This window comes from Pseudomonas sp. UV AK001 (assembly GCF_046097675.1).
GTDB lineage: Bacteria > Pseudomonadota > Gammaproteobacteria > Pseudomonadales > Pseudomonadaceae > Aquipseudomonas > Aquipseudomonas kribbensis.
Genome location: NZ_JBJUVZ010000001.1, coordinates 1419602 through 1433472, shown reverse-complemented (window position 1 = coordinate 1433472; position 13871 = coordinate 1419602). Strand labels below are relative to the sequence as shown.

Annotated in this window: 12 protein-coding genes; 10 read left to right on the top strand and 2 right to left on the bottom strand. The window is 62.6% G+C overall.

Annotation, left to right across the window (positions count from 1 at the left end; genetic code table 11):
• Positions 1–14: 14 nt before the first annotated feature.
• Positions 15–1055 carry an FUSC family protein gene (locus ACKLNA_RS06450; RefSeq protein ID WP_178083429.1) on the bottom strand — a complete coding sequence of 347 codons (1041 nt, stop codon included), beginning with the start codon at positions 1053–1055 and terminating at the stop codon, positions 15–17.
• 46 nt (positions 1056–1101) lie between these two features.
• Entirely contained in the window at positions 1102–2727 is a 1626-nt protein-coding gene (locus ACKLNA_RS06445; RefSeq protein ID WP_134826661.1) for an NADP-dependent glyceraldehyde-3-phosphate dehydrogenase, read from the bottom strand.
• 266 nt (positions 2728–2993) lie between these two features.
• On the opposite strand from ACKLNA_RS06445, the gene ACKLNA_RS06440 reads away from it, so the two are divergent.
• The 10 genes from ACKLNA_RS06440 to ACKLNA_RS06395 all read left to right on the top strand — a co-directional run bounded on the left by ACKLNA_RS06440 (position 2994) and on the right by ACKLNA_RS06395 (position 13865).
• On the top strand, positions 2994–3347 hold the full coding sequence (locus ACKLNA_RS06440; protein WP_408985284.1) for a c-type cytochrome: 354 nt from the start codon (positions 2994–2996) through the stop codon (positions 3345–3347).
• Positions 3348–3423: 76 nt separating this feature from the next.
• Positions 3424–4752, top strand: coding sequence for a D-arabinono-1,4-lactone oxidase (locus ACKLNA_RS06435; protein WP_408985556.1), 1329 nt, complete (start codon positions 3424–3426; stop codon positions 4750–4752).
• Between the two features lie 74 nt (positions 4753–4826).
• The gene (locus ACKLNA_RS06430) at positions 4827–6035 is read left to right on the top strand and encodes a DSD1 family PLP-dependent enzyme (protein WP_408985555.1); all 1209 of its coding nucleotides are present in this window, start codon (positions 4827–4829) and stop codon (positions 6033–6035) included.
• Between the two features lie 205 nt (positions 6036–6240).
• Positions 6241–6852, top strand: coding sequence for a transposase (locus ACKLNA_RS06425; protein ID WP_114882629.1), 612 nt, complete (start codon positions 6241–6243; stop codon positions 6850–6852).
• Between the two features lie 73 nt (positions 6853–6925).
• On the top strand, positions 6926–8521 hold the full coding sequence (locus tag ACKLNA_RS06420; protein WP_408985283.1) for a ShlB/FhaC/HecB family hemolysin secretion/activation protein: 1596 nt from the start codon (positions 6926–6928) through the stop codon (positions 8519–8521).
• A gap of 15 nt (positions 8522–8536) precedes the next feature.
• Complete coding sequence (locus ACKLNA_RS06415; protein WP_408985282.1) at positions 8537–10336, top strand: DUF2341 domain-containing protein; 1800 nt, start codon at positions 8537–8539, stop codon at positions 10334–10336.
• Positions 10337–10347: 11 nt separating this feature from the next.
• On the top strand, positions 10348–10773 hold the full coding sequence (locus ACKLNA_RS06410; protein ID WP_007955109.1) for a biopolymer transporter ExbD: 426 nt from the start codon (positions 10348–10350) through the stop codon (positions 10771–10773).
• A 3-nt stretch (positions 10774–10776) separates the two neighbouring features.
• Positions 10777–11481, top strand: a complete 705-nt coding sequence (locus tag ACKLNA_RS06405; RefSeq protein WP_114882635.1) for an energy transducer TonB — start codon at positions 10777–10779, stop codon at positions 11479–11481.
• A gap of 39 nt (positions 11482–11520) precedes the next feature.
• Complete coding sequence (locus tag ACKLNA_RS06400; RefSeq protein WP_408985281.1) at positions 11521–13218, top strand: putative porin; 1698 nt, start codon at positions 11521–11523, stop codon at positions 13216–13218.
• A 17-nt stretch (positions 13219–13235) separates the two neighbouring features.
• Positions 13236–13865, top strand: coding sequence for a DNA repair protein (locus ACKLNA_RS06395; protein WP_408985280.1), 630 nt, complete (start codon positions 13236–13238; stop codon positions 13863–13865).
• Positions 13866–13871: the final 6 nt, after the last annotated feature.

Here is a 13871-nt window from a genome sequence, read left to right as displayed (position 1 = left end):
GAAAAATACGTCGATCAGATATTCCAGCGCGGCGCCGTCTTCGCCAGGCGCTGGCGCATTTCGCCGATGTTGGACGCCAGTTGCCGGGTCAGCAGACGGTAACCGTCCAACGGACTGTAAACCGGCGCATCAAGGCTGGCGTCCGGCAATTCCACCGGGCGCCCGAGACGCTGGGTCGCACCGGTTTTCAAGGCCCGGGCCATGCCGATCAGTTGCACACGGATCTGCCGATGCTCGGCCTTCAATGCCGATTGCAGATGGGCCATCGCTTCAGGGTCGTTGGTGTCCGGTCGAGTATTGCCGAGGATTTCCAGGGTGCTGATGCACATGCGCAGGTTGCGCTGGATCGCGTCCAGTTCGGTCATCGAGACCTTCACTTCCTTGGACACCGACGGCATCAGCGAGCGCAGTTGCACCATCACCGTGTTCAACCGGCCCATCAGTTTCAGATGTTCATCGGCGGAAACCGGCTCACCGCTGATGATCCGCCCGTACACGGTTGCGCAGTCGCGCAACGCATCGGCCAGGTTGTAGCGCCACGAGTACACCGCGTACAGCGGCAGGGCAAAGGAAAAGGCCAGGGCCAGGGCGATTCCGATCAGGATATCGACCCCGCGCCACAGCCCGTCGGTGATCGGGTTGTCGCCATGCCCGGCGACAATGAAAACGGTAATGGCCGAGAGCAGGGCGGTGTAGCCGCCCTTGCCGATGGCGTGATACGAGAAGAATCCGCACACCACCGCCATCGCGAAATAGGTCAGCCATGGCATTCCCAGCCACGCCTGCTGCGCCACCAGCAACAGACCGACGCCGGCGCCGATCAAGGTGCCGGTGGCGCGTTCGGCGGCTTTCTTCCCGATATTGCCGTGGTGTTGCAAACCGCCGATCACCACCAGCATGGTCACCGACGCCCACTCGCCGTGAGGCAGGTTGATGCCGGTGGTCAGCAGGATCGTCGCCAGCAACCCCAGTGCCACCCGCACCGCATGAATCAACCGCGCATGCCGGTAGCGACGGTACGGGTCCAGCAATGGCCGCAGAATCCGCCGCAACAGCGGCGGCCAGCGGTGAGGGCTGAAAGTGCTCAGCGGTGATTCCTCCTTAGAAGATGTAATCGGTGGCGATGAAGTTCGAATCGCGCCCGCGAATGATTTCGCTGATCAGGTCCTTGTTGGGTTCCTGGAACTTGGTCGCCACCAACGTACGGATTGAAAACACCCGCAGCGCATCGTGTACCGACAGCGTGCCTTCGGCGGAGTTCTTGCGCCCGTTGAACGGGTAGGTGTCGGGACCGCGCTGGCACTGGGCATTGAGGTTGATCCGCCCGACCTGGTTGGCGAAGGTATCGACCAGGCGGCCGACCGCCACCGGGTTGGTGCCGAAGATGCTCAGTTGCTGGCCGAAGTCCGACTCCAGCACGTAGTCGATCACGGTATCGAGATGGCGGTACGGCACGATTGGCACTACCGGGCCGAACTGCTCTTCCTGATACACGCGCATCTGCGGTGTCACCGGGTACAGCACCGCCGGATAGAAGAACGACTCCCGCGATTCGCCGCCATTCGGGTTGACCACCTGAGCGCCCTTGCTCTGGGCATCGGCCACCAGGCCGTGCAAGTAATCGACCTTGCCCGACTCCGGCAACGGCGTCAGCGACACGCCACTGTCCCACGGCATGCCCGGTTTGAGGCTGGCCAGTTTCGCGTTGAATTTTTCGATGAAGCTTTCGACCACGTCTTCATGCACGAACAGGATTTTCAGCGCGGTGCAGCGCTGGCCGTTGAACGACAGGGAGCCGGTGACGGCTTCGCTGACGGCATTGTCCAGATCCACCTCCGGCAGGACGATGCCGGGGTTCTTCGCATCCAGCCCCAGTGCGGCGCGCAAACGGTGTGGTTTCGGGTGCAGTTTCTTCAGGTCGCTGGCGGCCTTGTTGGTGCCGATGAAGGCGAAGATGTCGATCTTGCCGCTGGCCATCAGCGCACTGACGGTCTCGCGGCCGCTGCCGTAGATCACGTTGATCACGCCGGTCGGGAAGCTGTCGCGGAAGGCTTCGAGCAGCGGACGGATCAGCAGCACACCGAGCTTGGCCGGTTTGAACACCACGGTGTTGCCCATGATCAGCGCCGGAATCAGCGTGGTGAAGGTTTCGTTCAGCGGATAGTTGTAAGGCCCCATGCACAGCGCCACGCCAAGCGGTACGCGACGGATCTGGCCGAGAGTGTCCTGTTCCAGCTCGAAGCGGCTGGAGCGGCGGTCGAGTTCTTTCAGCGCATTGATGGTGTCGACGATGTAGTCGCAGGTGCGGTCGAACTCTTTTTCCGAGTCCTTGAGGTTCTTGCCGATTTCCCACATCAGCAGTTTCACCACGGCGTCGCGCTGCTGGCGCATGCGCCCGAGGAAGGCTTCGACGTGCTGGATGCGTTCGGCGACGCGCATGGTCGGCCACAGGCCCTGGCCCCTGTCATAGGCGCGCACGGCGGCGTCGAGGGCGGTGAGGGCGGTGTCGGCGTCCAGCAGCGGCGTGCTGCCGAGGATCACTTGTTCATCGCCGTTTTCGCCGTGCAGATAGACCGGGCTGCGCACGGTGGCGAGGGGGCCGTCCCAGCGGCGCAACTGGCCATCAACCAGGTATTCGCGTTGTTCGACCTGACCGTCGAGGCGGTATTTTTCCGGGATGTCGCTGACAGAAGGGAACAGATTGCCAAGGATGTTTGCTGTGGTCATGTCGCTACCCCGCGTGTCATTGAAAAAGTCTGTAACGGTTATACGCCTGAATGCGCCGAAATTTAAACCCGCAAATGTCACGCGAATGTCACGCAAAGGCGCAGGGCAGAGGGCTCAGCAGAATATCCGCCGTTTAGACGATGTCGAGCTGCGTCCTGGCTGTCCCCGGATGCCCCCTTCGCTGGCCCGCAATGCCCTCAACGCGCTGGCGTCGCTGCCTTAAGGTGTGATCACAACAATAAGTGGCACCCCACGCGAGGATCGTTATGCGGGCATCCCGAATCATGTTGCCGCTGATGCTGGCCGCTGCACTGGCCGGCTGCGGCGAAGACCCCAACCCCCCGGCCAGCACCAACAACGCCATTCCCAAAGACCCGGCGCTGGCGCAGATCTACGCCAACAGCTGCCAGCTCTGCCACGCCAATCCCGCCGCGAATGCGCCTCTGACCGGTGACCGCAAGGCCTGGGAACCGCGCATCCAGCAGGGCGCCGACACGCTGCTCGACCACGCCATCAATGGCTACAACGGCATGCCGCCGATGGGCCAGTGCGTCGAGTGCTCGGAAGAACAATTCCTTCAGTTGATCGGCTTCATGGCCGACCAGCCGCTGCCACAATAAGGGTGCGCGCATGACGATGGATCTGACTCGACGTCAGCTGTTGCAACGGGCAAGCATCGTCGGCGCTTTCAGTGCGCTGGCGACGAATCCGGCCTTGGGCCAATTGATGCGCGCACCCCGGTTGATCCCGTGGCGCAACTGGTCGGGCGGCCAGAGTTGCCTACCGGCGGCGCGAGTGGCGCCAAAGAACCTGGATGAACTGACGGCAGTGATTCAGCAGGCACCAGGCAAGATCCGTCCGGTCGGCTCGGCGCATTCCTTCAGCGCGCTGGTGCCTACTGACGGCACGCTGTTGTCGCTGAGCTACTTCAATGGTCTGCTCGATCACGACCCGAAAACCCTGCAAGCCGAATTCGCCGCCGGCACGCCGATGTCGCGCATGGGCACACCGCTCAAGGACGTCGGCCAGGCCCTGCAAAACATGGCCGACATCGACTACCAGACCCTCGCCGGCGCGATTTCCACATCCACCCACGGCACCGGCAAAACCTTCCAGTCCTATTCCGCCCACGTCTGCGGCATGCAACTGGTGACGGCCAGCGGTGAAGTGCTGGACTGTAACAGCCAGCGTCATCCCGAAGTGTTCAACGCCGCCCGGGTGTCCCTCGGTGCATTGGGCGTAGCGACCAAAATCCGCCTGCAAAATCGCCCGGCCTATCGCCTGCGCGAACGCCAATGGATCGCCAAGACCGAAGAACTGCTGGAAGACATCGACAAGAACACATCGGAAAACCAGCACTGGGAAATGCTCGTCGTCACCCATTCCGACTACGCCTTGTCCATCGCCCTCAACGAAACCACCGATCCGGCCACGCCGCCGATCCCGCCCGAAGATGAGGGCGGCAATGAGTTCGTGACCCTGATCGAAAAGATCGACAAGTACGGCAGCGACTTCCCGGGCCTGCGCAGTTCGCTGCTCAACAGCCTGCGGCATCTGGCGAGTTTCGAGGATCGGGTGGGCGATTCGTTCGACATCTACGCCAACGTGCGCACCGTGCGTTTCAACGAAATGGAATACTCGGTGCCCGCCGAACATGGTCCGGCGTGCCTGCGCGAGATTCTCAAACTGATCCGCGACAAGGACCTGCGCACCTGGTTTCCCATCGAGTACCGCTACGTCAAGGCCGACGACATTCCCCTGAGCATGTTCGAGGGCCGCGACAGCTGCTCGATCTCGGTCCACCAGCATTACCAGATGGACCATCACAACTTCTTCGCCGCCGTCGAGCCGATCTTCTGGAAGTACAACGGCCGCCCGCACTGGGGCAAGTTGCACACGCTCAACGCGCGGACTTTGCAGACGTTGTACCCGCGCTGGCAGGAATTCATTCAGGTGCGCCAGGCGCTGGACCCGAGCGGCAAGTTTCTCAACGGGCATCTGTCATCGATTCTGGGGGTGAGTTGATGGCGGTCAATCGACGCAATTTTGTGCTCGGCACCTTGGGTGTCGGCGCCTTGCTGGTGGGCGTGGGTGCGTGGCTGCGGCCGGGGGATCGCGGCGGGCCTTACAGCGAGTATTTCCGGGCGCTGAACAACGAACTCAAGAGCAAAGGCCCGATGCGCCCGGTGTTGTTGATCGATCTGGATCGCCTCGACCACAACATCGACGTCGTGTTGGGCTCGGTGAAACGCAGCGGCAAACACCTGCGACTGGTGGAGAAATCGCTGCCGTCGCCGGGGCTGCTCAGCTACATCGGCCAACGGGCCGGGACGCAACGGTTGATGTCGTTTCATCAGCCGTTTCTCAATCACGATGCGCAGGTCTATCCGCAGTCCGACATCCTGCTCGGCAAGCCGTTGCCGGTACGCTCGGCGGAGCTGTTCTACCAGACCCACAAAGGCCCGTTCGACCCGGCGAAGCAACTGCAATGGCTGATCGACAACCCCGAGCGCCTGCAGCAATACCTCGCGCTGGCGCAGGGACTGGGCACCCGAATGCGGATCAACATCGAACTGGACGTCGGCCTGCACCGGGGCGGGGTCAGTGACGTGAACGTGCTCGGGCAGATGCTCGCGCTGATCGCCGCCAACCCGCAGCACCTGGAATTCGCCGGCTTCATGGGCTACGACCCGTTCGTGGGCATGGGCGTGCCGGGGATTCTCGGTTCGCCCGAGGAGCTGTTCGCCAAGGTAATGGTGATTTATCAGCGCTGCGTCGACTTCACCCGGCAGCAATACCCGGCGCTGTGGCATGACGGCTTGTGCCTGAACACTGCCGGAAGTCCAAGTTATCGCATGCACGAAAACGAAAGCCTGAGCAGCGAAGTCTCGGTGGGCACGGCGATGCTCAAGCCGACGCACTACGATCTGCCGTCACTGGTGGAGCATGTGCCTGCCACGTACATCGCCACGCCGGTATTGAAAAGCACCGGGGCGGTGAACATTCCGGCGCTGGATGACAAGTCGAAGCTGTTTTCGTGGTGGGACGCCAACCAGCGCCAGACGTTCTTCATCTACGGCGGCAACTGGATGGCCGAGTTTGAATCGCCACCGGGGCTGCAGAGCAATGGGATTTACGGGCGCAGTTCGAATCAGGAGATGGTCAACGGTTCGAATGCCGTGGGGCTGACCGTGGAGGATCAGGTTTTCCTGCGACCGACCCAGACCGAGGCGGTGTTGCTGCAGTTTGGTGATTTGCTGGCGGTGCGCGGCGGCAAGATCGTTGATACCTGGCCGGTTTATTCCTGACGTTGAATCACGATGAAAGCCTGTGGGAACCAGCCAGTTCCCACAGGTTTTTTTATGCCCGCCGTTTCCCGATCAAATTCTGTAATGAAGCTTTTATGACAAAAGTTCGGTAGCACATCGCCAGTCCGGTCATGCCTATGTAACGCGCTTGAGGGGCCCTTTGGGCGCTTTTCACAAGCCGAGGCGGGACGCCGGGAGTGAGGCAATGGGGACTATGGAACGCTACTCGAAAGTGGGCATGCAGGAACTCGATCAACGCCTGTCGAAGATCGTCGAAGCCGCGCGCAAGAAGCCGGTTTCGGTGTATCGCTACGGCGCGCCGTGGGTCTGGATCGTGTCGCAGGATGACTGGCAGGGCGCCTTGAAAGAGGTCTCCAGCTACATTCCGCCGGGTCATTCGCTGGTGCTTTTGCGCCCGCAGATCGACGACCTGTTCGACGCCCACGCCGATCTCCTGCACGAGCTCAACGCCCAGCCCGGCATGCTGATTCCGGCGCAAACGGTCATGCACATCCTGCTCCTGCAACTGTTGTATTCGGTGCCGAGCGAGCAGCAGTTGTTCGAACAACTCAATTACAACCTGCTGTTCCGCTGGTTCGTCGGCCTGGGCCTGAACCAGAAAGTCTGGAGCTACAACGTCCTCAGTCGCGACATCGCCACGCTGCTCAACGAGCCCCGTGCGGTGCTGCTCATTCAGAAAATCATTGGCGAAGTGTTCTGCGGTGCCTTGCTGCAAATGCCCGAGTTCTCCTTGAACTTCGCGCTGCTGCACACCTGGCTCGGCAAGCACGCCTGCGCCCCGCACGTCAGCAACTGACGGCGGCCAGCAACCGACGCAATACACAGGGCGCCGAGACGCCAACAGGTCATCGCGAATTTCAGGGGGTAGTGTGGAGCAGATTTTCACGTCACGGCTGGCGCTGTGGGGCTGGCTGCTGGTGACGGCCGGCGTGCAGCCGGCGTTCGCCGAGGAGGCCGCAAACGCAGGTGCGCAGCGTCTGGTGGACGTCAACGAATACTTCGTGCGCGGCAACACCGTGCTCGATGCCCGGGCCATCGAAGAAGCGGTGTATCCGTTCCTCGGCCCGCAAAAAGCCCTGAGCGACATCGAAGGCGCGCGGGACGCCTTGCAGAAGGTCTATCAGGAACGCGGCTATCAATCGGTGTTCGTCGAACTGCCGGAGCAAGCGGTGGCCGACGGCATCGTCTACCTGCAAGTCAGCGAAACCAAGGTCGGCCGGGTGCGGGTGGTCGGCGCCAAACACTATTCGCCGCTGGACATCCGCGACAACGTCCCGGCGCTGAAGGAAGGCGAGGTGCCGGACTTCGCCAAGGTCCAGGGCGAACTGGCGCAACTCAACAAGACCCCGGGCCGGCAGGTGATGCCGCTGGTGCGCGAAGGTCAGCGCCCCGGCACCATGGACGTCGATCTGCAGGTCGAAGACCAGAACCCGTGGACCGCCAGCGTGGGTCTGAACAACGACTACAGCGCCGACACCGAAAAGCTGCGTGCCGTCACCAGCCTCGGCTACAACAACCTCTGGCAGCTCGGCCACAGCATCAACCTGACCTACTTCACCGCGCCGCAGGACACCGACAACGCCAAGGTCTGGTCGGGCTCGTACACCGCGCCGCTGACCGACCGCTGGAGTGTGCAGTTCTCCGGTTACCAGTCCGACAGCAACGTCGCCACCATCGGCGGCAGCAATGTGCTCGGCAAGGGCCATTCCTACGGTGTGTCGGCGATCTACACCATCCCTTCCAGTGGCAGTTGGTCAAACTCGCTGTCGGCCGGCATCGACTTCAAGGACTTCGACGAACGCCTGACCCTGTCCGACGAGAGCGACAAGGTGCCGCTGAAGTACGCGCCGTTCACCTTCGCCTACAACGGCTATCGCTACACCGAAAAAAGCCAGCTCGGCCTCGGCCTGAGCCTCGTTGCGGCCACCCGCAGCATTTTCGGCTACGGCAGCTCCGACGAAGAATTCGACTACAAGCGCTACCGCGCCAAGCCGAGTTTCGCCGTGCTCAAGGGCGATACCAGTTTCACCTGGACCTTCGACAACGACTGGCAGAGCGCGAGCAAAGCCGCGTTCCAACTGGCATCGGGGCCACTGGTTTCCAACGAACAATTCTCTGCCGGCGGCGCGACTTCGGTACGCGGTTATCTGGCCGCCGAACGCACCGGCGATGACGGCGTGTTGCTCAGTCAGGAGGTCCGCACACCGTCGCTGGCCAAGTACGCCGGCACCTGGATGCAGGACTGGCGCTTCTACGCCTTCGCCGAAGGCGCGCAACTGTACCTGCGCGACGAACTGCCGGACCAGGACGCCAGTTACGCCCTGGCCAGTGTCGGCCTCGGCACCCGCGCCAGCCTGAGCAAATGGCTGTCCGGCAGCGTCGACTGGGGCTACCCGCTACTCGAAGGGCCGAACACCTCGAAACAGGAATCGCGCCTGCACTTCAACCTACAGGCCACTTTCTAACAAGGAGCACTTTCCATGCAGCGCCTATTCCTTTCGTTGTTGATCTGCCTGGGCTTCGTGCTCCCGGCCACGGCTCAGGCCTGGTGGCAGGACGACTGGCATTACCGCAAACAGATCGCCGTCGACACCACGCCGCAAGGCGCCGGGATCAATCAGGCCCTCGGCCGCACCGCGCTGCTGGTGCGCCTGCACACCGGCAATTTCACCTTTGACGGCGTGAAAGAGGACGGCTCGGACCTGCGCTTTGTCGCAGCCGACGACAAGACCGTGCTTAACCACCAGATCGAAAGCTTCGACGCGCTGATGGGTATGGCGCTGATCTGGGTCGATGTGCCGAATGTCGAGGGTGGCCAGCGCCAGGACATCTGGATGTACTACGGCAACCAGAAAGCGCCGGCGACCGGCAACGGCCAACTGACGTTCGATCCGAATTACACCGCGCTCTACCACTTCGACGGCGCCACCGGCACCCCGGCGAAAGACACCACCGCCTACGGCAACACCGCGCAGAGCGCGACCGGTGCCGCGATTGACGGCGTAGTAGGGCGGGCCTTGCAGTTCAGCGGTCAGCCGTTGCTGCTGCCGGCCAGTCCGTCGCTGCAGCACAACGCCGGCAGCGCCTTCACCTTCAGTGCCTGGCTGCGACTGGATCAGGCCAACGGCGAGCAACTGATCCTGGCCCGCCGCGAAGGCACCAACAGCCTGCTGGTCGGTGTGAACCAAGGTGTGCCGTTCGTGGAGATCGACGGCCAGCGTGCGGTGGCCACTCAACCGCTGAATCCGGGTCAATGGCAGCACGTCGCACTGACCGCTGAAGGTTCGAAAGTAACGCTGTACATCAACGGTCGCGAAAGCGCAGCGCTGGCTCAAGCGATGCCGGCGTTCAACTCGGTCATGGCCATCGGCGCCGATCTGCACGAAGGTCCTTTCCAGCCATTCATAGGCGCCATCGATGAACTGCGCCTGTCGAAAGTCGCCCGCCCGGCGCCGCTGTTGCTGGCCGACGCCACTTCCCAGGGCGCCGAGTCGAAACTCGTGGGTTATGGCGTCGATGAAGAACAGTCCGGCTTCGGTTTCGGCAGCCTCGGTTTCCTGCTCAACGCGGTGCCGATAGACGCCTGGGTGATCATCGCGGTGCTGGTGCTGATGATGTTCCAGTCGTGGATCATCATGCTGCGCAAGAACCGCACCCTCAGTCGCGTGACCGCCGCCAACGAAGACTTCCGCGTGCAGTTCGCCAAGGTCGGCACCCGCCTGGAGATGTTCGCCGACGACACGCAACTCGCCCAGCGTCTGCAGCACTCGCCGCTGTGGCGCCTGTATCAAGTGGCAGTGAAAGAGATCCGCACCCGCCGTGAGCAGGGCGCCGATACCTCGTCCGTTTCCGCCGCCACCATCGAAGCCATCCGCTGCTCGATGGACGGCGTGCGCACCCGTGAAAACCAGCAACTCAGCTCGAAACTTTCGACCCTGTCCAACGCCATCGCCGGCGGCCCGTACATCGGCCTGCTCGGCACCGTGCTGGGGATCATGGTGGTGTTCCTCGGCACCGCCATGGCCGGTGACGTCAACATCAACGCCATTGCGCCGGGTATGGCTGCAGCCTTGCTCGCCACGGCCATGGGCCTGTTCGTCGCGATCCCGGCGCTGTTTGGCTACAACCGCCTGATCACCCGCAACAAGGAAGTCAGCGCCGACATGCGCGTGTTCGTCGACGAGTTCATCACCCGTCTGGCGGAGATGCACGGCGAAGGCCAGTCCAGTGAAGCGGCGCATCAGCGCGGTCATCACGCCAACCACTCCGTACCGGCCTGAGGAGCACTGACATGGCGTCCGTAAATGCCTCCCACGACGATGACGAAGATGCTGCGGTAGACAGCATCAACATCACTCCACTGGTGGACGTGCTGATGGTGGTGCTGGTGATGTTCATCCTCACCGCCACCGCGCAGGTCTCCGGGATCCAGATCAACCTGCCCAAGGCCAGCGCCGCGGTGTCGCTGTCCGAGGCCAAGACCAAGGCGATTTCGGTCAACGACGGCGGCCAGGTGTTCCTCGACGCCTACCCGGTGACCCTGCCGGAGCTGGAAGAACGCCTGCGCATCGAGAAGGCACAGAACCCGGACTTCCCGGTGATCGTGCGCGGCGACGCCACGGTGCAATACCAGAAGGTCATCGAAGTGCTGGATCTGCTGCGCCGGCTTGAACTGTCCCAGGTCGGTCTCGTCACCGGCAAACCGACGCAGGGCTGAGTCATGACTGCACAGATGCCAATCGAACCGCTGCCGGTGAAGAAGTCGCCAGTGCGCTACGTGAAGTGGGGCGCCGGGTTGATCCTCGGTGCGCTCGCCGCGTGGTTCCTGTGGCAGTGGGCCAACGACATGAGCGGCATCCGCCGGGAGGCGCCGAAGGTGCCGACGATCATTCCGTTGCCGCCACCGCCACCTCCGCCGCCGGAAAAACCGCCGGAGCCGGAAACCCCGGTGGAAGAAAAAGTCGTCGAGCCGGAGCCGACGCCCGAGCCACAGGAAGTGAAACCCGAGGAAGAAGCGCCGCCATCGCCGGCGGACGACCTGGCCAACCCGATGCAAATGGACGGCGACGCCCAGAGCGGCAACGACGCCTTCAACATCGGCGCGGGCAAGGGCGGCGGTATGGCCGGCGCCGGTGGTGGACGTGTGGGCAACGGCACCTACAGCCAGTTCCTAGCGTTCACCTTCCAGAAGCTGCTGCGCGAGAACCCGGACCTGCGCAACCTCGCGTTCTCGCTGCAGGCCGATGTCTGGCTGAGCGGTGTCGGCGAGATCACCCGGGTCGAACTGGTCAAGTCCAGCGGCAACCCCGAGATCGATACGCAGGTGCTGGCCGCGTTGCGTAACGCGCCCCATCTGAGCGAACGGCCACCGGCCTCCATCACCTTGCCTGTGCGCATGTCCCTGCAAGGGCGGCGTCCGGGTTAACCGAATTCATAAAGCTGTATGAAAAGGAGTTGTGTGCAGATGATTTCCAACGTGAATCGATTGTCCCTGGCGGTCGGCATGGTCATCGCGACCCTGGTCGGTCAGGCCGCGGCAGCGCCTGCGCCCTCGGAGAACGCCACGATCAATCTGATCCGCTTGCTGGTCGAGCAGGGCATTCTGAAACAGGACAAGGCTGACGCCTTGATCGCCCAGGCCCAGAACGAAGCGGCCCAGGCCAAACAGGCTGCGGCATCCACCGCTGTGGCTGCCGGGCCGGTCGCGGCGCCAGGTGATGTGCGGGTGCAATACGTGCCGGCCGCGGTGCGCGACCAGATCCGTGATCAGGTCAAGGCTGAAGTCATGGCCACCGCCAAGCAGGAAAACTGGGCCGCGCCCAACACCTTCCCGGACTGGGCGTCGCGCATCAGCTTCGACGGCGACATCCGTCTGCGTGACGAATCGCGCTACTACTCGGGCAGCAACAGCAACGAAATCGTCGACTTCGCCAAGCTCAACAACAACGGTCCGTACGACGTGAACCCCAACAGCAGCACCGCGCTGCCGCCGTTGCTCAACACCCGTGAAGACCGCACCAATCTGTTCCGCCTGCGTGCGCGACTGGGCATGAAGGCGGAAATTTCGCCGGAATGGACTGCCGGCATCCGCATCGGCACCGGCTCGGACAACAACCCGGTGTCGACCACCCAGAACCTCGGCGGCGGTTTTGCCAAGAAAGACATCTGGCTTGATCAGGGTTACCTGACCTGGAAGCCGTCGGATGAACTGACCCTGACCGGTGGCCGCTTCGCCAACCCGTTCATGTCCACCGACATGCTGTATTCCAACGACCTGAATTTCGACGGCGTGGCAGCGATTTTCGACCACAAGCTCAACCGCGACTGGGGCGTGTTCGGCACCGTCGGCGCGTTCCCGGTGGATTACACCAGCGACACCACCACCAGCAACGGCTTCGACAAGGAAGAAAGCGACAACAAATGGCTGTACGGCGCGCAGGTCGGCGCCAAGTGGGCGATCAACAGCAACAACCGCTTGAAAGGTGCGCTGGCTTACTACCGCTTCGAAGACATTCAGGGCCAGCGCTCCAGCCCTTGCGAGCCGTGGGCCGGCGCGCCGGGTTGCGACAGCGACGGCACCCGCGCGGCGTTCATGCAGAAGGGCAACAGCGTGTTCCTGCTGCGCGATATCACGCCGAACCCGCTCAACCCGAGCACCACGCCACAGCCGCAATTCGTCGGCCTGGCGTCGGAGTTCAACCTGCTGGACCTGAACCTGGTCTGGGACGCCGACCTGCCTGCCGACTTCAAACTGCGTAGCCAGGGCAACTACATCCACAACCTCGGCTACGACGAAGGCGACATGCGCAAGCGTTCGGCCGGGCAACTGGTCAACAACCTCGACAGCAGCGGCAACATCGAAAGCGGCGCCAATGCGTGGATGGTGCAGTTCACCCTCGGCAACGCGCTGGACCTGAAGAAGCAGGGCGACTGGAACCTGTTCGCCGGCTACAAGTACATCCAGCCGGATGCCTTGCCGGACGGCTTCAACGACTCGTCGTTCCACCTCGGCGGCACCAACGCCAAGGGCTACATCCTCGGGGGCAACTACGGTCTGGCGAAGAACGTCTACGCCACCGGCCGCTGGATGAGCACCGAGGCGGTGTACGGCGCGCCGTTCGACATCGACGTCTTGCAGCTCGAGATCAACACGCGCTTCTAAGGCGCCGGGAGAGGGTTATGAACGCGCGATTTTTAGTGTTGGGTCTGGGCTTGATAGTCGCCAGCGGGGCCAGCGCCGAAGGCATGGAGGAACGCCTGCGCACGCAATTGCGCAGCACCACCCTGCAGCTGCAAACCCTGCAAAGCCAGCAGGCCCAGGCCAGCGCCGCGCAACTGGCGGCGCAGAACGAAGCCAAGGAAGCGCAGGCGCAAATCAAGCAATTGACTGCCGAGCTGGCCAAGGCCAAAGGCCTCGCCGAGCAACTCGCCGGGCAGCAGCAGAGCCTGCACAGCCAGGCCCAGGCGCAGGTGGCGGCCAGCAACGAACAGACCGGCAAGTTCAAGAAGGCCTATGACGAGCTGTTGGTCATGGCCCGTGCCAAAGAGGCAGAACGGTCTAAGCTTCAAACGCAATTGGCCGAACGTGACACACAAGTGCAGCAATGTTCGGTCAAGAATCAGCAAATGTACGGCGTGGCCAAGCAGATCCTCACCGCCTACGAAAACATCGATGTGGCCGAGGTGATGAAGATCCGCCAGCCCTTCGCCGGCAGCGCCCGGGTCAAGTTCGATGAACTGGCTCAGGGCTTCGGCGATGACCTGTACAAGACACAATTCGATGCGCCGCAAGCCGCGATCGCGCACTGATTAAAA